The organism is Spirosoma spitsbergense DSM 19989, from assembly GCF_000374085.1.
Classification (GTDB): Bacteria; Bacteroidota; Bacteroidia; order Cytophagales; family Spirosomataceae; genus Spirosoma; species Spirosoma spitsbergense.
Genome location: NZ_KB893583.1, coordinates 1 through 17,517, shown reverse-complemented (window position 1 = coordinate 17,517; position 17,517 = coordinate 1). Strand labels below are relative to the sequence as shown.

Sequence of the window (17,517 nt, the reverse complement as noted above, 5' to 3'; positions counted from 1 at the left end):
GACGACAAATCGGGATTTTCGTCGAAAATCAGGCCCCTACTTCACCAGTTCTTTCTGGTATAATCCCACCAGCGTATCGACTGCGTAGTCAATTTCTTCGGTCGTATTGTACTTACCAAACGAGAATCGAACATAGCCACGAGTAGCGTCCAGACCGGGCAGCGCGGCCAGTACGTGCGAACCCACATCGGACCCACTCGAACAGGCCGACCCGCCCGACGCCGAAATTTTGGCAATATCCAGGCTAAACAGCAGCATATCGCTGATATCCGACGCGGGCAGGCTTACGTTCAACACGGTGTATAAACTATTATCGACATCGGCGGAATCCCCATTGAATCGTACCTCCGGCATCTTTTCGACCAGCCGCTCAATCATCCGGCGTTTCAGCGTCGTAATGTGCTGTTGGTGTTCTTCCATGTCGCGGTAAGCGATTTCGAGTGCCTTCGCCAGACCAACGATACCGTACACATTTTCGGTGCCTCCCCGCATATTCCGTTCCTGCGAACCACCGTAGATGTACGGATGAATTTTCACCTGACTGGCGTTGACGTACAGAAAACCGACACCTTTGGGACCGTGAAATTTGTGGCCCGCTCCCACCATGAAATCTACCGGCAGTTTCTGCAAGTCGTGCCGAAAGTGTCCCATCGTCTGCACCGTGTCGGAGTGAAAGATAGCGTCGTATGACCGGCACAGTTCCCCTACCCGATTCAAATTCAGCAGATTCCCAATTTCGTTATTGCCATGCATCAGCGACACCAGCGAGCGGGATGCACCTACCCGTTTATTTTGCGCTAACAGTTCTTCAAGGTGAGCCAGGTTTATATGACCTTTTTCGTCTATGTCGACCAGACTCAATTGAATTTTCCCCTGCTTTTCCAGATGCTGCAGCATATGCAGAACGGCATGGTGCTCCAGCGGTGAGGAAATAGCGTGCGTCAGTCCATAGGTTTCGATACTGCACTGGATGGCCGTGTTATCCGCTTCGGTCCCTCCCGAGGTAAAGAAAATTTCGGCGGGGGATGTGTTCAGTAACGACGCTACTGCTTTACGCGCTTTCTCGATGGCCGTCCGCACCGCCCGACCGTGGCTATGAATGGAGGATGGATTCCCAAACTGTGCCGTCATGAGCGGCATCATGGCTTCCAGCACCTGGGGGTCAAGCTGGGTAGTGGCAGCGTTATCAAGATAAACGGCAGCAGGAGGTGTCATCGATTAATCGAGTTTGTATAGCGTGCAAAGGTACAGCCAATCGGCTTATTGATGAAACACAATCAGGTTGGTATCGTTCTATTCACAATCGCTATTTCACCTGCCAGAATGAATTTCACGCAAGCTACCGGCCTTATCTATGCCGAACTCACTACCTGGATTCGTACCGCCGTCCGTTACTTACCCAATCTGGCCGTCGCCATTCTGGTTCTGGTCGTCTTTACGTTTCTGGCCCGCCTGGTTAGTCGTCAGGTCGTGCGCGGATTTGACCGGTTCAGTCACAATGCCTCACTGATAAACTTGTCGGGGGCACTCATCCGCGTCCTGATTATAGCCGTGGGGTTATTTGTGGCGTTGGGTGTACTGGGGCTGGATAAAGCGCTTACCTCCTTGCTGGCGGGTGCCGGGGTTATTGCGCTGGCCGTTGGATTTGCTTTTCAGGACCTGACAGCCAACTTTATTTCGGGAACGATGATTGCACTGGCCCGCCCGGTTCAGGTGGGCGACCTGGTCGAAACAAACGGGTTTATGGGCAACGTGCTGGACATCAAGCTGCGCTCCATCGTGATTGATAATGGAAAAGGGCAAACAGTAGAAATCCCGAGTAAAGATGTATTTCAGAAACCCATCACCAACTACTCCCGGATGGGGCAGCGACGCATCGAAATTACTGCCGGGGTGTCGTATCTGGATAATCTGGCAACGGTTCAGCGGGTAGCCAAAGCCACTATTTCCAGCCTGCCGTTTCTGGTGCCGAACAAATCGGTCGACCTGCACTACCGGAATTTTGGGGATAACAGCGTCCAGTTTATCCTCTGGTTCTGGATTAATCCGGCCACTACCAACGCCTTATTCGCACAAAGTGAAGCCATGATAGCCCTGAAACGCACTTTCGAGCAAAATCACATTCTGTTCATGTTTCCACCTTATACCTTCGACCTGAAACAGAAAATGACCGACCAGCAACAAACAAATCAACCAGACAAAACAGTGGCCTAGAAAACCTCGCCTAGATTGATAAACAGCCCTTTCGACCCGCCGATACCAATGCCATAGTCGATGGCCAGGTTTAGGTTTGATTGTTTGTTTACTTTGATACGCAGCCCAACACCACCACCGGGCAGCAGCCGGCCAAACTGGCTGGCATTTGGGTAATCGCTGTAGGTTTGCATATTGGCAAATACAACCGCGCCCAGTAAACCATTTGGGAGGAGTGCAGCCCGGTATTCTGTCTCCAGGTACACCAGGTTCCTACCCCGGAATCGACCCTGCGTGTAACCCCGGCCCATATTGGCATAGGTATCCCAACCCGTGCTGGGCAAATCCAGATACGGGGCCTGATTACCGAAACTCAGCCAGGTCAGGTTCCAGAAAGCCAGAATATGCCGGGAATCGGACGATAGAGGGATGTATTTGCGAATATCGGCGATAACAGACTGCCAGTTCTGGTCGCTGCCCAGCCAGCTCAGGTTAGGCCGCAGCATCACATTACCGTAAAATCCGCTTTGTGGGTTGTTGGGATTGCGCCGGTTGCTAAATTGAAGACTGACCGTTGGCCCCGATGATACCGACCGGGTTCCTGAGCTGTACTGATGAAAATCGTCATTGAGCAGGGGCGTCGCATTCACTTCCTGAATGTTCCAGTGGTAATCGAGTGCGTACCCAAGACCGGCCGAAAAGTTGGGGGTCACCTGCCGCAAAACGGACTGGTACAATCGCAGAAAGGAATACGTCAGCCGGTCGTCTATATCGGAACGGGAGTTTCCGCCAAGTCCATAATTATCCGCCGAGTAATCGAAGTAACGCCAGTCGCCCAGAATGTTGTAGCGATTCCCTTTAGTCCAGATATTGGCCACAACCGGAATGATAACCTGCTTATACTGGGTGTACTGGGGCGTCGAGACAATGGTCGAAATAGTCTGTTCCGGGTTTTTACTCGTAAAGGACAGGTTAGCATTTATACCGACGGCGAAGCCCGTTTGCAGCGAATAGGCCACTTCCGGGTACACAAAAGGCTGGAATCCGGCCTCCTGACTTTCTACCCGACGGTACCCTTTTCTGTTGATAAACCGGTAATAAACATCCCATACATCCGCGGATGTATCCGTTTGCAGAACAACCGTTTTTGGGTCAGGTATGCGGGCCGGGTCAGGTTGCTGACCATAGCTGCTGTGCGAGATAAGCACAACCAGCAGCGTGCCGATGAAGCCCAAAAACAGGAAGCAGGAAAGACCCGACGGGTTCATGTTGGCATTTGACCTTGTAGCGTAATAAGTATGTACCACCCCGATTTATTTGCTGACTAACCCATTCTTACGCTGTTCCGTTCAATCAACGGGAATGCCCAACCGGTGTGCCCCAACTTCGCCGACAAAAAAGCCCCATCACGATTAGTACGGGTAACCCCCTTTAACAAAGACCACCCATCCGGCCGGGCCAAATGGGTGGTCTTTATTCGGGGAAAACGCATGCGTTTATTCTTCCTCGCCTTCGGTTTCTTCCTTCTTGTACTGCTGAATGATTTTGTACAGCGCCTTCTGCTTTTCCAGCTCCGGGAAGAACTCAAACAGTTGAACGTGTGCGTCGTAATCCAGCGAAAGAGCGGCTTCCAGCTGAATGAGTGCCTCGCGGTAATGACCGGCATGAATCAGATAAACCGCCGAGCGATAATACAAATCGGCATCGGCAGGCATATCGTTTATACCCGCCTGAATGATATCGTTGGCACGCAGGAAATCGCCCTGATCAAACGGTACCAATGACCATGTCAGGTACACATCGGGGTTTTCGGCGTCCACTTCGGCGGCTTTCTCGAAAGCCTCTACGCTCGATAATACGTTCCCAATCTTGTACTCCGTTTCGGCAATGGCAATGTAATATTCGCCATTCTGGTCGTTCAGCTTTACGGCTTTTTGCAGAAAAGGCAGGGCCTGATACCACTCCCCCGATTCGCTCAGACAAACACCCAGTCCGTACCAGGCTTCATCCCACATGGGATCCAGTTTAATCGCTTCACGGTACTCCTTGATCGCTTCGGGAACGCGGTCCTGTTTTTCCAGACTGGCACCCAGATGACAATACGTATCGGCGGTAGCTTCTTCGTATTTCAGGGTTTCCCGGTAGCAGACTTCAGCCTTCTCGAACAAACCCAGATTCATGTAGGTATTGCCCAGATTGAAGTGCGCCGATGCAAAATCAGACTTGATAATAACCGCGTAATCGTAGGCCTCGGCCGCTTCGGTAAAACGCGCCAGTTTGCTGTACGCAATACCGATATTATACCAGGCATTGTACGAATACGGGTCTGCGTCAATCAACTGCTGATAATACGACAGACTGTTTTCCAGTTCACCCGTGATATCCAGGCAGAAAGCCAGTTCATACAGGGCATTTTCATTGTTAATGTTCAGCGCAATAGACTTCTTGTATTGCGTGATGGCTTCATCGAATTTCCCCCAGTTCTGGTAGCTCTGACCCAACTGAAACAGGATATCGTCCTTGTCTTCAGCCCGGTCGAGCAGTTCTTCCAGCACCTGAATGGATTCCTCATATCGCCCGGCCATGTTCAGCACAGAGCCTTGCATGAACGGCACGTCGAGGTCACCAGGATTAAACAATGAAGCCCGTTCCAGCAAATCCAGCGATTCGTCGAATCGTTGAAAATTAGCCAGAATCTGGGCCTTATCGAGCATCAACTCCAACGCATAAGGAAAGTTTTCCAGACCGGATTCGGCGGCTTTAAATGCCTTGTCTAGGTTGCCCTGGTTGAGGTAATGCTCAACCATTTGCTCGTAGACATCCAGGTCGAAAAACTGGCTTTGCTGTTGGTCCAGCATTTGCTCAAAACGCCGGATTGCTTCCTTGATATCGCCTTCTCGTTCTTCGAACTCTTGCTCCATGCTATTGCCTTAAAAGTTTTGGCGGATAGGGGCCGCGCCAATGGCGCGATTTATCCTTTGGCCATTCAATATATACTCAAAAAATCAAACCTCCAACCGAATGCCCGAAAATTTACGAACCCGGTTTCCCCCTGCCAAAGGCATCCGACACCCGCCCCAGGGTGTCGCTTAGTGGCCGGTACTGAAAATCAAGCACCTGCTCTATCCTGTGCCCATCATACGCATACAGCGCGCCCGACGACCGGGCAGTTTCCCGCGTAATCAGCGGATTCTTCCCCGTCACCCACGCCCGAATGGCTTCAAATGGCCATAGAAGCCGCGTTAATGCCGGAGCAACCCGTATGCCGGGTGGTCGTTTTTTTAGGGCACCGGCTATCTGTTCTAACAAAGACCGGTAGGGAATGGTGCCCCCATTCAGGATGTAACGCTCAGCCGTTATGTCGGACTGCATTAACCGGGCCAATACATCCGCTACATCCAGCACATCAACGTAATTGACCAGACCAGCCGGATAAAACGGTTTTTCATCGTAGACGTATTTGATGAGTTGCAGGCTGCTGCGACTCCAGTCGCCAACGCCCAGCACCACCGACGGACTGATCATTACGGCATTCAGTCCTTCGGTCACGCCCCGCCATACCTCCAGCTCAGCCTGGTATTTGGTGATGGCATACCCCGAATTATTAGGGGACTCTTCCCACTTCTGCTCCTCATCGAGCACCATGGGCTTATCCGGCTTTCCTGTCTTATCAACTGGTCTACCAATGGCCGCTACCGAGCTAACGTAACCCAGTTTTCGAACGCCAGCCTTCAAACACACATTCACCACGTTCGCTGTCCCTTCCACATTGATACGCTCCATCCGGTTGCGGTCTTTGGGGAAGAAAGAGACCACCGCAGCCGCATGGATAACGTCGGTGTTTGGCGTAATAGCGATTTCCAGCGATGGAATATCCAATACATCGCCCTCCTGCCAGTTGATACGTTCAGCTACATCGGCCAATAGCCCATAGCCACTGGCTGGCCGGTACAAAGCCGAAACCGTGTACCCTTCGGCCAGATACCACCGGGCAATATGGGAGCCGATGAACCCGGTGGCTCCGGTAATAAATACAGATTTAGTTGATTGTGATAAGGTCATTCAAAATACGTTCGAGCGTGAGGAAGCCGGGTGCCCGGCGCATGTGCAGGTCGGTGAGTAAGCGGAGGTAGTTGGCACTACTGCCGATAGATGACGTTTTCAACGCTTTGCCAAACGCTTTAACGTCGTGTATGAAACCATAATCCGCCACGTTCAATTCAACCTGTCTGGTATTCCAAAGTAGAAACGACTCGATGGCTTTATCAATCACTATCAGATGCTGATTGGTCTGCTCGTTTCGCTTCAGTAAAACTTTGTCCTGCTCAAAAACAGTGTTGAACGTAAGCAGATAAGGTGGTACTCGTTTATCATTGTCAACGAAGCCAATTCGTATGCTTTTATCATCACGAGTAGCTGCCTGTTGCATTTCTTTTGCTACGTTGGGAATACCAAAAATATGAACAACACGCTGGCGGTCTTTAACAAACTGTGACACTAAAGCCGTATCTGCGTAACACTCAGGCAGGATTTGCAGATTGGGCATTAGGAACAAAGCGGTCAAGGTTAAAAAATACATCGGTACTGTATTCCTGCACAAAACTGAGTTCTTCGGGCGTCAACGCTTTTGCTTTGGTCTCGTAGTTCTCATAGTACGTGACAAATACATTCAGTTGGTCGTCGGGCAGGTTAGACACTAGCGTCTGTAGCAGATAGGGACTGTGGGTTGACACAAAGAATTGGTTCTCTTCGCTGTAAATCATTCGATAAGCCACATCCTGCGTATAGGGCGGAAAGGAATGCACTTCCGGTTCTTCAAAAATAATGACGGAGTTTTTATTGGACTCGATGGCCGTGATGTAGAATATGAACCGCCGGAAGGTGTCGGCGATAGTGTAATACGGATAGTTAAATACATATCCATCATCCCGTCTCTGAATTTCAAACTCTTTCTTTTGAGTTGATATAACAAAGTCTAGACCATGTGCTTCAAATAAAGACCCTATCTCCTTTCTTAACTCACGGTTCTGCTCAACCATGTAAAACAAATTGCTACCGGTTGGTGGCATCAAATAGCCATTGAAGTACAAAGAATTATATTCACCTTCGGAATAATCATATTTCTTAGTTTTAATCTCGTTTGGACTAAAAATGCCCCACAGTTGTTTTCCTATTGAATCAACAATTGAATAAGAATAGGCGATATTTTTTCCGGATGGCTTACCTCCAAACAGGGGAGCAATCTTTTCTTGTATTTGATCAAAATTCGAAAAATCATAGACTGTCTTTATCTCATTTTCGAGAGTGCTGACAAAACTTTGGGGGCCGCTTAAGCAATCAAATCTTGTATGATTAGCAATATCTCGGCTACGAATCAATAATAAGTTATTATCCGTATTGATCTGAATGTCAAACGCAGTATTACTGTCGTAAAACAATTCCCTTATCTCCTTATATCTAATAAAATCATTGAAGAAGTTTCTACCCTTATAATCAACCCCCAACAACCCCAACCCTTCCAGAATATTCGATTTTCCGACGTTTGGCTTGCCGATGAAGACGTTTACCCGTTTGCAGTCGAGGTGCAGGTCTTTGATAGACTTGAAGTTTTTAATATCAACCCAGTTCAGGAAATTATTCGTATTCGGTGCGTTGTTCTCCATAGCGGCCCGGCGGTTCTCTTTGTGTAAACATAACAAGGTTCGGGCCTGAATTGCTAATTTTGCCCAAATTTGAGACAGGCGTTACCAACTCACTTAACGCCTGGCCTCACCTATGAACATCAAACCGATGCTGGAAAATCCCCAACGCTATACCGTTACGGCGGCTCTTATCTACGCCAATGGCCCCATTCACATCGGGCACCTAGCCGGATGCTACCTGCCCGCCGACATTTACGTACGCTACCTTCGCTCAACGGGTAAGGATGTTGCTTTTATCAGTGGCACCGATGAGCATGGCGTACCCATTACCATTAAAGCTAAAAAAGAAGGCATAACTCCGCAGGAGGTTGTCGATAAATACTACGGGCAGATAAAAGAGTCGTTTAGCCGGTTCGGCATCTCGTTCGATGTTTATTCGCGGACATCCAGCCCGGTTCACCACGAAACCTCGCAGGAGTTCTTTCTAAAACTCTACGAAAAAGGTGATTTCGATGAGGAAGTGACCGAACAGTACTATGACGAGGTGGCCGGGCAGTTTCTGGCCGACCGCTACATTGTGGGCACCTGCCCCGTCTGCGGCAACCCGAACGCGTATGGCGACCAGTGCGAACGCTGCGGCACAGCCCTTAGTCCCACGGAACTGCTTGAACCGCACTCCACACTGTCCGGCTCGAAACCCGTGATGCGCTCGACCAAAAACTGGTTTCTGCCCCTCGACCGGATGCAGCCCGACATTGAAAAATACGTCAACAGCCATCCAGAGTGGAAAACCAACGTGGCTGGTCAGTGCCAGTCGTGGCTGAAAGAGGGCCTGCGCCCCCGCGCCATGACCCGCGACCTTGACTGGGGTATCAACGTACCGTTGCCCAATGCCGACGGCAAAGTGCTCTACGTCTGGTTCGATGCCCCCATCGGCTATATTTCCATGACCAAAGAGTGGGCCGCCGAGCAGGGCCGCGACTGGGAGCTGTACTGGCGCGACCAACACACCAAACTGGTTCATTTTATCGGCAAGGACAACATCGTTTTTCATTGCATCATCTTCCCGGCCATGCTGATGGCCGAAGGTAGCTTTATCCTGGCCGATAATGTGCCCGCCAATGAGTTCATGAACCTGGAGGGTGACAAAATAAGTACCTCGCGCAACTGGGCGGTCTGGCTGCACGAGTACCTGGAGGAAATGCCCGATAAGCAGGATGTACTGCGGTATGTGCTGGCGGCCAACGCGCCCGAAACCAAAGACAGCGAGTTTACCTGGAAAGATTTCCAGACCCGGAACAACGCCGAACTGGTCGGCATTTTCGGCAATTTCGTAAACCGGGCCGTAGTGCTGACCCACAAAATGACGGACGGCCACGTTCCGCCCATCTGCGGCCTAACCGACTATGACCAGCAGGTACTGGATGAACTGGCCCTGTTCCCCGACCGCATCGGGCAATCTATCGGACAGTACCGGTTCCGGGAGGCACTGGGCTATCTGATCGATTTGGCGCGACTGGGCAATAAATATCTGGCCGAAACCGAACCATGGAAAGCCATCAAAACAGATCCGCTCCGGGCGAATACTATCCTGAACATAGCGCTGCAAATTTCGGCTAACCTGAGCATCGTCTGCGAACCGTTTCTGCCGTTTACGGCGGAAAAGCTACGCACCCAGCTTAACATCACGGAAGATTTTAACTGGACAAACGCTGGACGCGCCGACCTGCTGACCGAAGGCCACGTCCTTGGCAAGGCACCTGCCGGGCCTGCCGACCTGCTCTTTGCCAAACTGGAAGACGACGAAATCAATAAACAAATTCAGAAATTACTGGACGCCAAACGCATGAATGAACTAGAGATTAAATCTGTCCCGGCCGTTCGGGATGAGATCACTTATGATGACTTTGCCAAAATGGATATTCGTATCGGAACCATCACCGAAGCCGAACGCGTACCCAAAAGCGATAAACTGCTGAAGCTGAAAGTAGACGATGGCATGGGCGGGCGGCAGATTCTGAGCGGTATTGCCAAACACTTCACGCCGGAGGAAGTCATTGGTAAACAGGTAACGTTTCTGGCTAACCTTGCTCCCCGCAAAATGATGGGCCATGAGTCGCAGGGGATGATCCTGATGGCCGAGGACCGCGATGGGAAACTCGCCCTCATTGCCCCACCCGACGCTGTGTGGAATGGCGGTACAGTCTCCTAGAAATCTGGTCATGCGGCAACATATAGATTAGCAACGTTTATATTGTCTGAAAACCAGACAATATAAATGCATTGTTACCTTTATCGGGTTAATTCGCCTGACCAGCTTTGAGTCGGTGAACTACTCGTCAAACCAATAAAATTTCATACTTAATCACGTACAACAATGAAAAAAACAGGTATGCTTCTCTTCGTTCTATTTCTGGGTCTTGTGGTCAATGGATTTGCTCAGACGGCTGCACCCACCGACTTTTATGCCGGGAAATGGGAAATTTCGATTGCCGGAACCCCCAGTGGCGATGTTAAGCTGCTAACCGATCTGGTCCGAAAAGATGGCAAGCTCACCGGCGAACTGACCGATGCAGTCGATGCGACCAAGCCGAAAATGGCCATCGACAAGATAGATGAGGACGGCGATAAACTGGTTATCCATTTTGACTCCCCGCAGGCGGCTGGCTTAGCCCTTAACCTGGCGAAGGTCGATGCGGATACCCTCAAAGGCGAAGTGTACAACTTCGACGCAGTTGCCAAACGGGTAAAATAGTCAGTAACAGCCTGTTCGTTACTGTTAGCTTTCAACGCAGGAGGGGGGCATAAAAACCGCCTTCCTGCCCAAGTTCCCCTCATTCCCTGCTGCGTTGCGCGCCCCTGCCTCTGGCAGACGGAAAGCGGACGCTTGCTGCCTTTTCAATAGGTTTAAAATCAAAAAAATATGCAGATAGCCAACAGAACGGTTGTCGTAACGGGTGCCGGGAGCGGACGAGAGTTAACGCTTCAGCAAAGGGGCCTGGTGTCGACATCAACCCAACGTCACAACTGGAGTTGACGCAGTCGGTAGTCACTTTTTAAATACCCACTCCCGCAGTTCGATTTGGGCATCGTTGATGGCGTTATACAACTCATTATCGTTCTTAAACGTCAACTGATTTACGGGGTAGACCTCAATGTTAACTCTGAATTCGTCCCTGTCAAACGGCCAGGGACTAACACACAGCGACGTATCCTCGGTTCGTTGCTGGATGAAATAAGGCTTTCCGTTGGGACCTTTGCTGACTTCGAGCTGTCGGCCTTCGGGTGGCAGTTCACTGCGGCACAAAATCAGCGACAGGGCATCGCACCACTGCAAAAATTCGTAAGCGTACATTACCTCTTTCTGGGTGGCTCCGTAGTCGGTGCGCCATTGCTTCTGATTATCCTTTTGCTGATCCAGAAACGCGTCCAATGCTTTGTCTTCGCCCCGTCTTGGCTCATACAGAAATGTGGCGTGGTGCGATACCATGAGCGCATTCCAGCGACTTTTCTGCAGGGCAATTTCAATCATCCGGTGGCACTGTTCCACCGAATAAGGCGCAAACTGGACCGGTGCACCTGCTTCGGAGAGGTGGTTTCTACCCTTATACGGTTTCTGCCCATCATCATGTTCGAGCAGGGCCGACAGCGTTTTAAACCAGTAGGCGGGCCGTTGGTCAATTTGCCAGTGGGTGGCAATTTCAAAGGCCAGCAGGCCATGTGCCTGTTGGTGAATAATCTCCCAGCCTTTGCTGGTGTTATGAACAATCATACGCGTACTGTATCAAATGATTGGTTAAGTAACCAGGCGATTTTCACCCTGTCTCACAACAAACCCTTTGTAGTACGTTCTGTTTCAGAAAAATAAAAAGCTGGACTTAACGAACCAGTCACTTGTGCCGAAACCAGCAGTCGGTGCGGTCGTGCTCATACCCTTTGAAAACTGTGTTGACTGGTTCACCATGCCGTAGGTGATCGTTAAACCGGGTACGGGCTATGTAGTTAAATGCACCCATATCGCCCGTGTAACCAGTTTCGTTGATCGTGTTGTACCGTTGGTGAATGAGACAAAGTTGTTCAAGAAACGACAGCATTACTGCCGTACTTCCCCCAATAATACCACAATTGAGGAGTGTACTGTCGGCAAATTGTGTTTCAAAACTGGCGTATTCGGCCATCTGTTCACGCAGGTGTTGGCCGTGCACCAGCATCCAGTCGTTGCGTAACCGCGCTGGCTCATCCCCGCAAAACAACGCATCAGGATTACGCTGAAACAGGGGCTGAACAAATGGGTCGTTGACTGCTACCACATCCGATACATCGGTTATGAACAGGCCCGCAATCTCGCTGGCACGGGCTTGCAGAAAATCCAGATAGACCATGTACCGGTACACATTAGGATTGAAACGGGAATCGTAGGTAATTCTAACGAATTCGACGTGTTCGTTCTGATGGGCAGCACAGGTGGCTTCCGAAAAATTGTTGTGAAACAGTACACCCCGTAGTTTCAACTGCCTGATGGATGTTACCCAGTCGGCAACGATATCATACGCATCATTGGGCAGTATCTGGTTCCGGTTTACGTCATGAACGCCGGTAATGTGACAGGCCATGACGAGGTGCTTTGGCAAAAGAGTCATAGTAGCGTTAGGTGAACACCGTTGTGTGCCTTCGTTTAACCACCGAGCAGATACTGGTTGCTATGTTCCGGTAGTAGATATACGTTCGCAGGTTCACTTTTTTGACGCGGTAGTTTTGGGCAACGTGCTCATAAAAATACGCATCGGCCCCGTATCGGTCCTGAAATTTCATGTTGGTGAACACCTCTTTTCGCCCAAAGAGTGTTGCGAACAGAATACAGTCGTCAACGTGTACCAACTGATACGGGTCATGCCGGTCGGGCACGTAATAATCATCATCCGTATCCACAACCGTCTCGGTGGTCGAAGCCAGCAAATCTGTATCGGTCATCTGTTCCAGGCAGGCCCGCAGATGATACGGTTTGTATTCATCATCGGCATCCAGCATAGTAACAAACTCCCCCGCACTATTCTGAATCCCACGCGTAATTGACCTGGACTGGCCACAGTTGGCATGGCGCAGATAAATGGCCCGGTCTTCGTGTTGCCGAACATAATCCAGCAACTGATGTTTCGGATCGTTTTGGCTGCCGTCATCAATGACAATCAACTCAAAATCAGCCATGTCCTGATTCAGTACTGAGTCAATGGCTCGTTTTACCAACGAAAAATCTGTATTATAAACAGCCATCAGTACCGATACGGTTACATTCTTTTTCATAATCAAGCGACTACTAACCAATGGGTAAGTACAATGTTGGGGTATAGGATTAATGAGCTAAGTATTGTTCTCCAGCTATCTATGGCCGTACGCCACTACCATCTCTAAACCGAACCCTGTTCTATTCCGTTCGGATAGCCCGGCGTATTTGCCCGGCTACGGCCGCCGGGTGCAAAGGTATTCAGCCGGTAGTTACGCTGAAGGCGAATGGTAGAGTACGGGCGGAGGTAAAAGTTGGCAAACCAGTCACGTTCATAGCCGAGGTTGCCGTGCCTCCCCACACCGGCAAGGTTGTGGAGTTTTGATGGCGCAGGTACGTTTCCAATGACCGGAAAGCTTACCGCCACGGGTAGAGATGATTGGACCGTCACTGTCAAAACAGTCCATACGTTCGATAAACCCGGCATGTATTGCGTTGCGTGGTATTTCGCAAAGGCGATAAAAAAACCGTATGCCCGGATTCAGAACCTGAGCCGGGCGCGGGTGGTAGTCCTATAGGCTAAGCACTCACCGTGCAGAAAACGCCGGGGTTGTCGTAGTAACGAATCGACTTGTATCTCATCGGTCATTTCTGCGCTTAAACCGCCCGATTACCTAATGAGACACGGCCTTTTGTTGTAAAAACCGTATGTTCGTCATACGTTTAGCGTATTTCAACCCCTATGACTACCCCTACTATTACGGCATCTACACCCGGGCGCATCTGTCTGTTCGGCGAACACCAGGATTACCTGGGACTACCCATCATTGCGGCCGCCATCTCCTGTCGCATTCAGCTAACCGCCGAACGAACTGCCGGACAGCGGGTTCATGTAAAGCTACCGAATATTGGTCACTCCGAAGAGTTTGATCTGACAGCGTTACCCCTCCCCTACCAGCACGACCGCGATTACTTCCGCAGCGCGGTCAACGTACTGGTCCGTACGGGGTTTCGGTTCAGTACGGGCATTGACGGCGAGGTACGGGGAAACATTCCTATCAATGCGGGCGCGTCGAGTTCATCGGCCCTGCTGATTACCTGGCTCAGTGTACTAAGCCAATTGGCCGACAACCCGCAGCTGTTACCCCCCGCACAGCTGGCCGAACTGGCCTACCGGGCCGAGGTGCTGGAGTTTGGTGAACCGGGTGGCATGATGGACCACTATTCAACCGCCGTTGGCGGGGTTATCTACCTGGAATCACAACCCGCTATCCACCTCGAATCCTACCGCCCTACCCTCGGCACGTTCGTTCTCGGAAATTCGCAGGAGCCTAAGGACACCATCGGTATCCTGGGCCGGGTAAAATACGGTATGTTACGAATTGCCAAACAGTTAACCGAACTTACCCCGGCATTCTCCCTGCAAACCACGCCCATCACCGCGATTTCAGAATACAGGGATATGTTGCCGAAAGATGATTATATCCTGCTGAAAGGAACGCTGGCCAACCGGGATTTACTCCGCGAAGCCCTGACGTTACTCCGGGCATCCAATGGCTCGTTGCTGGATGATGCGCAGTTCGGGCGACTACTCACCGAACACCACGCTAACCTACGCGATGCCCAACGCATTTCGACCCCAAAAATCGACCGGATGCTGGATGCTGCCCTGGGAGCCGGGGCTTTAGGCGGCAAAATAAACGGTTCGGGCGGAGGGGGCTGCATGTTTGCCTATGCCCCCCAAAAAGCCGAACAGGTGGCCGAAGCCATCGAACGGGAAGGCGGACGCGCTTACATCGTCTCGGTCGATGTGGGTACTACTTCCGAAACGTACCCTTCCGCGGTCCGGGAAGGGGTCAATGGATGATTCAGCAGGCTTTTTCTATTATGGTGAGCAAAACCCATGGGGTCAAAACAACGTTAGCTGCGTTGACCGGGCAAAGGCACCTTCGTGTTCCAGCAGCCACTGTTTGCGCCAAAGTCCACCGGCATAGCCCGTCAATGACCCGTCGGAGCCGATGATGCGGTGGCAGGGCACTACAATCCAGAGCGGGTTACGGCCATTGGCAGCCGCCACGGCCCGAATCGCTTTTTCGTCGCCAATCTGTCGGGATAGAGTCAGGTACGATACGGTGGTGCCGTATGGCACGTCGAGCAACGCCCGCCATACCGTTTGCTGGAAGGTAGTGCCTACGGGATTCAGTCTAAAATCGAACGTTTGACGCGTCCCGGCAAAATACGCCATCAGTTGCTCAACCGCCTGTCGCACCGGTTTGTCGAGCAGGCTATCGGGCGACATGTCCAGTAGCTCGCTGTACGTAGGGGTGTCGGTGCAGGAAATCTCCGATACACCATCTTCATCTCCCGTAATCCGAACCAGGCCGAGCGGTGAATCAAAAACGGTGGTTGTCATTTTGCTGGTCAGCTATTCGTCTTTAAACCGTTCATATTGTTGCCGCAAGTTAACCGATTGACGAACAAATTACGGGCAGTTTCGCTAGGGAGCCAGAAGAATTCCGGCTAGGCTACTCCCAATTCAATACAAGCCACGGTGATGGGTTGCTTACCTGCGTTTTCTACCACGATTTCATTCCAGCCATCACGTATCAATGCTACGGGAAATTGGTAATTATAACCAACGTGCTGGTTGGTAAACTGCGTGAGCGGCCCACAGGGGAAAAGGAGTTTTTCGACGCAGTTACGTTTTGTCTGAGGCCAGGTGCCATTAAAGGAAACGGCTAAGATGGTCACGTCATCGGCTGCGTTCGTGATAATCTGAATGGTTAGTTCCAGCCCCGACGAAGCTGGTTCGGCGCACATCGCGACGTTGAAGGCATGGTGTGCGTTAAACTCCAGGGAAACCGGGAGTTGAGCCGGCAAATCATACGGGATCATATTGCTATTCCGCCCGCCAATGCCAACCGAATACTGTTTGGGCTGACCCCGTAAAAAATCCAGTTTATCGATGTTACGCATCGACGGATAATCGGCCCGCAGTCCTGGTATGCGGGGGGCATCCGTACTGTAGAAATTGAACCACTCGATACCATCGGCTCCCATCGCCAGTTTACCGGCGGCATTGGCCCGCATCAGTTCAGGACTGGCCGACAGGTAGCGCATCGGCAGGGCCTGGTTGCGTACCGGGTCCATCGTCGGCAGGTTATTTACCCCGTCTTCAATGACGCCGTAAATAGCAACCCGGTTTCCGACCTGCTGCCGAAGCGCATCGTGGGGCATATCCCAGGTCGTACACCAGAAACCTGACGGACTGATAAAGTCGATAATTCCTTCCTGGCAGAGTGTTGCAACGTCCAGCCCGATACTTTTCAGGATGCCCAGTCGGCCCGGGATGTGCAGCCCCAATGGATACGGTCGCCCTTTTTTTTGGGCCTTTCGTTCCGTCAGGGCACGAATCTGACGGAACCAGTCGGTCATCATGGCGAGCGTCTGGGCCGACGCATTCGGTTCGCAGCAGAGCGGATTCCGCCACCAGTCCAGTTCCAGCCCCTCGAAGTCGTAATCCTCGACAACTTCCCGAATCTGGGCGAACATAAAGTCACGAACTTCCTGCTTCTCGTAGTTAAGTCCCTGCCGGGTGGGCAGGTTATACAGCCCGTACGAATAGTTTTTGAGTCGCATCCCGGGCTGTTTAAGCAGGGGTACGTTGTAAAAACTACCGGCCGCGTTGGTGGCACCATGCATATCGTTCATGCGAATGCTGACCCAGGGCGCAATTTTCTGCTCCCGACAGGCGATGGACGTTTCCGCTAACCAGTCTACTCCGGCATCAATAAGATCCTGATACTGGTTCATGAACGGCATAATCGAGTCGATAAACGCTTCTTCTTCTTCCGGTTTCTTAGCCCCCACACAAACGGCGTGACCACGAAAAAACTCCCGGTCGCCCCGCTGGTAACCATCCAGAATGCTCGGCATGGTGCGGCTAGGGTACCAGGCCCGGGACGCGTTGGCGTTGATAACAAACGTATCAATGCCACTCCCGGCCAGCATCGCTACATAGCGATGAATCGCTTTCGCAGAGAACGGTCCGCCTTCGGGGGTGGGTTTGGGATTTGGTTTACCCGTTCGGGCGTTAGTCACCGTTTTCAGGGTAAAGTCCTCGGGCAACCACAATTCGGGATTGTAAAAATATACGCAGGTATCCCCGTTGAACAGATTGCGGTGCGTTCCGGCAACCGGATTGGGAGCAACCGCTGGATGTTTATCCTTGCCGGGGACGGTCGTACCGGTGGAAGTCGCCATTGCCAAGTTCGGCAAAACTGACGTTCCGGTGATACCCAGCAAGGTTTTGCGCAGGAACTGCCGTCGGGATTTTAGTTGTTTTCTACCACCCATAATTATTTAAACAAGTTGGGCTTTCTTATAAGGAATGCTGATAAAATAAGGTGACACAAATTTTGTAGTTTTGCTCGCAGCTTCTATTTCCGCTCATGGCTCACT

At 51.2% G+C, this 17,517-nt stretch carries 16 protein-coding genes; 4 read left to right on the top strand and 12 right to left on the bottom strand.

Translation table 11 applies throughout. From position 1 onward, the window contains the following. Window positions 1-36 precede the first annotated feature (36 nt). Window positions 37-1,215, bottom strand: a complete 1,179-nt coding sequence (locus B157_RS0127185; protein WP_020606472.1) for a cysteine desulfurase family protein — start codon at window positions 1,213-1,215, stop codon at window positions 37-39. A gap of 108 nt (window positions 1,216-1,323) precedes the next feature. Here B157_RS0127185 and B157_RS0127180 point away from each other — a divergent pair, with 108 nt between their 5' ends. After that, window positions 1,324-2,214, top strand: coding sequence for a mechanosensitive ion channel family protein (locus tag B157_RS0127180; protein ID WP_041952295.1), 891 nt, complete (start codon window positions 1,324-1,326; stop codon window positions 2,212-2,214). Here the strand turns inward: B157_RS0127180 and B157_RS0127175 are convergent. From B157_RS0127175 to B157_RS0127155, 5 genes are all read right to left on the bottom strand, one after another. Continuing rightward, window positions 2,211-3,461: a BamA/TamA family outer membrane protein gene (locus B157_RS0127175; protein ID WP_020606470.1), complete on the bottom strand. Its 1,251-nt coding sequence runs from the start codon at window positions 3,459-3,461 to the stop codon at window positions 2,211-2,213. The two genes, B157_RS0127180 and B157_RS0127175, sit on opposite strands and share 4 nt — an antisense overlap. Window positions 3,462-3,689: 228 nt before the next feature. Beyond that, window positions 3,690-5,114: a tetratricopeptide repeat protein gene (locus B157_RS0127170; RefSeq protein WP_020606469.1), complete on the bottom strand. Its 1,425-nt coding sequence runs from the start codon at window positions 5,112-5,114 to the stop codon at window positions 3,690-3,692. Between the two features lie 112 nt (window positions 5,115-5,226). Next, window positions 5,227-6,255 (bottom strand): NAD-dependent epimerase/dehydratase family protein, encoded by a 1,029-nt coding sequence (locus tag B157_RS0127165; protein WP_020606468.1) that lies wholly within the window; start codon window positions 6,253-6,255, stop codon window positions 5,227-5,229. After that, on the bottom strand, window positions 6,233-6,739 hold the full coding sequence (locus tag B157_RS0127160; RefSeq protein ID WP_020606467.1) for a hypothetical protein: 507 nt from the start codon (window positions 6,737-6,739) through the stop codon (window positions 6,233-6,235). The genes B157_RS0127165 and B157_RS0127160 overlap by 23 nt, the downstream gene beginning before the upstream one ends. Continuing rightward, entirely contained in the window at window positions 6,714-7,856 is a 1,143-nt protein-coding gene (locus B157_RS0127155; RefSeq protein ID WP_020606466.1) for an AAA family ATPase, read from the bottom strand. The genes B157_RS0127160 and B157_RS0127155 overlap by 26 nt, the downstream gene beginning before the upstream one ends. 127 nt (window positions 7,857-7,983) lie before the next feature. Here B157_RS0127155 and metG point away from each other — a divergent pair, with 127 nt between their 5' ends. After that, window positions 7,984-10,047 (top strand): methionine--tRNA ligase, encoded by a 2,064-nt coding sequence (gene metG / locus B157_RS0127150; protein ID WP_026308992.1) that lies wholly within the window; start codon window positions 7,984-7,986, stop codon window positions 10,045-10,047. A 165-nt stretch (window positions 10,048-10,212) separates the two neighbouring features. Continuing rightward, entirely contained in the window at window positions 10,213-10,590 is a 378-nt protein-coding gene (locus B157_RS0127145) for a hypothetical protein (protein ID WP_020606464.1), read from the top strand. A 294-nt stretch (window positions 10,591-10,884) separates the two neighbouring features. On the opposite strand, the gene B157_RS0127140 is transcribed toward B157_RS0127145, so the two are convergent. The 4 genes from B157_RS0127140 to B157_RS0127125 all read right to left on the bottom strand — a co-directional run bounded on the left by B157_RS0127140 (window position 10,885) and on the right by B157_RS0127125 (window position 13,483). After that, on the bottom strand, window positions 10,885-11,607 hold the full coding sequence (locus tag B157_RS0127140) for a DUF3891 family protein (RefSeq protein ID WP_020606463.1): 723 nt from the start codon (window positions 11,605-11,607) through the stop codon (window positions 10,885-10,887). 118 nt (window positions 11,608-11,725) lie between these two features. Further along, a complete protein-coding gene (locus B157_RS0127135; RefSeq protein ID WP_157618606.1) occupies window positions 11,726-12,475 on the bottom strand; it encodes a hypothetical protein in 750 nt (249 codons plus the stop codon). Between the two features lie 7 nt (window positions 12,476-12,482). Next, the gene (locus B157_RS0127130) at window positions 12,483-13,136 is read right to left on the bottom strand and encodes a glycosyltransferase family 2 protein (protein WP_020606461.1); all 654 of its coding nucleotides are present in this window, start codon (window positions 13,134-13,136) and stop codon (window positions 12,483-12,485) included. 104 nt (window positions 13,137-13,240) lie between these two features. Beyond that, window positions 13,241-13,483, bottom strand: coding sequence for a hypothetical protein (locus B157_RS0127125; RefSeq protein WP_020606460.1), 243 nt, complete (start codon window positions 13,481-13,483; stop codon window positions 13,241-13,243). 315 nt (window positions 13,484-13,798) lie between these two features. Between B157_RS0127125 and B157_RS0127120 the strand changes: the two genes are divergently transcribed. Beyond that, window positions 13,799-14,923: a GHMP family kinase ATP-binding protein gene (locus tag B157_RS0127120; RefSeq protein WP_020606459.1), complete on the top strand. Its 1,125-nt coding sequence runs from the start codon at window positions 13,799-13,801 to the stop codon at window positions 14,921-14,923. 42 nt (window positions 14,924-14,965) lie between these two features. On the opposite strand, the gene B157_RS0127115 is transcribed toward B157_RS0127120, so the two are convergent. Together B157_RS0127115 and B157_RS0127110 are read right to left on the bottom strand one after the other, a co-directional pair. Then, the gene (locus tag B157_RS0127115; RefSeq protein WP_020606458.1) at window positions 14,966-15,469 is read right to left on the bottom strand and encodes a methylated-DNA--[protein]-cysteine S-methyltransferase; all 504 of its coding nucleotides are present in this window, start codon (window positions 15,467-15,469) and stop codon (window positions 14,966-14,968) included. 107 nt (window positions 15,470-15,576) lie between these two features. Next, on the bottom strand, window positions 15,577-17,412 hold the full coding sequence (locus B157_RS0127110) for a hypothetical protein (protein ID WP_020606457.1): 1,836 nt from the start codon (window positions 17,410-17,412) through the stop codon (window positions 15,577-15,579). Window positions 17,413-17,517: the final 105 nt, after the last annotated feature.

Excerpts from the sequence above, each read along its gene's own strand:
- B157_RS0127185 (WP_020606472.1), bottom strand. The coding sequence starts at position 1,215 with ATGACACCTCCTGCTGCCGTTTATCTTGATAACGCTGCCACTACCCAG.
- B157_RS0127180 (WP_041952295.1), top strand. The coding sequence starts at position 1,324 with ATGAATTTCACGCAAGCTACCGGCCTTATCTATGCCGAACTCACTACC.
- B157_RS0127175 (WP_020606470.1), bottom strand. The coding sequence starts at position 3,461 with ATGAACCCGTCGGGTCTTTCCTGCTTCCTGTTTTTGGGCTTCATCGGC.
- B157_RS0127170 (WP_020606469.1), bottom strand. The coding sequence starts at position 5,114 with ATGGAGCAAGAGTTCGAAGAACGAGAAGGCGATATCAAGGAAGCAATC.
- B157_RS0127165 (WP_020606468.1), bottom strand. The coding sequence starts at position 6,255 with ATGACCTTATCACAATCAACTAAATCTGTATTTATTACCGGAGCCACC.
- B157_RS0127160 (WP_020606467.1), bottom strand. The coding sequence starts at position 6,739 with ATGCCCAATCTGCAAATCCTGCCTGAGTGTTACGCAGATACGGCTTTA.
- B157_RS0127155 (WP_020606466.1), bottom strand. The coding sequence starts at position 7,856 with ATGGAGAACAACGCACCGAATACGAATAATTTCCTGAACTGGGTTGAT.
- metG (WP_026308992.1), top strand. The coding sequence starts at position 7,984 with ATGCTGGAAAATCCCCAACGCTATACCGTTACGGCGGCTCTTATCTAC.
- B157_RS0127145 (WP_020606464.1), top strand. The coding sequence starts at position 10,213 with ATGAAAAAAACAGGTATGCTTCTCTTCGTTCTATTTCTGGGTCTTGTG.
- B157_RS0127140 (WP_020606463.1), bottom strand. The coding sequence starts at position 11,607 with ATGATTGTTCATAACACCAGCAAAGGCTGGGAGATTATTCACCAACAG.
- B157_RS0127135 (WP_157618606.1), bottom strand. The coding sequence starts at position 12,475 with ATGACTCTTTTGCCAAAGCACCTCGTCATGGCCTGTCACATTACCGGC.
- B157_RS0127130 (WP_020606461.1), bottom strand. The coding sequence starts at position 13,136 with ATGAAAAAGAATGTAACCGTATCGGTACTGATGGCTGTTTATAATACA.
- B157_RS0127120 (WP_020606459.1), top strand. The coding sequence starts at position 13,799 with ATGACTACCCCTACTATTACGGCATCTACACCCGGGCGCATCTGTCTG.
- B157_RS0127115 (WP_020606458.1), bottom strand. The coding sequence starts at position 15,469 with ATGACAACCACCGTTTTTGATTCACCGCTCGGCCTGGTTCGGATTACG.
- B157_RS0127110 (WP_020606457.1), bottom strand. The coding sequence starts at position 17,412 with ATGGGTGGTAGAAAACAACTAAAATCCCGACGGCAGTTCCTGCGCAAA.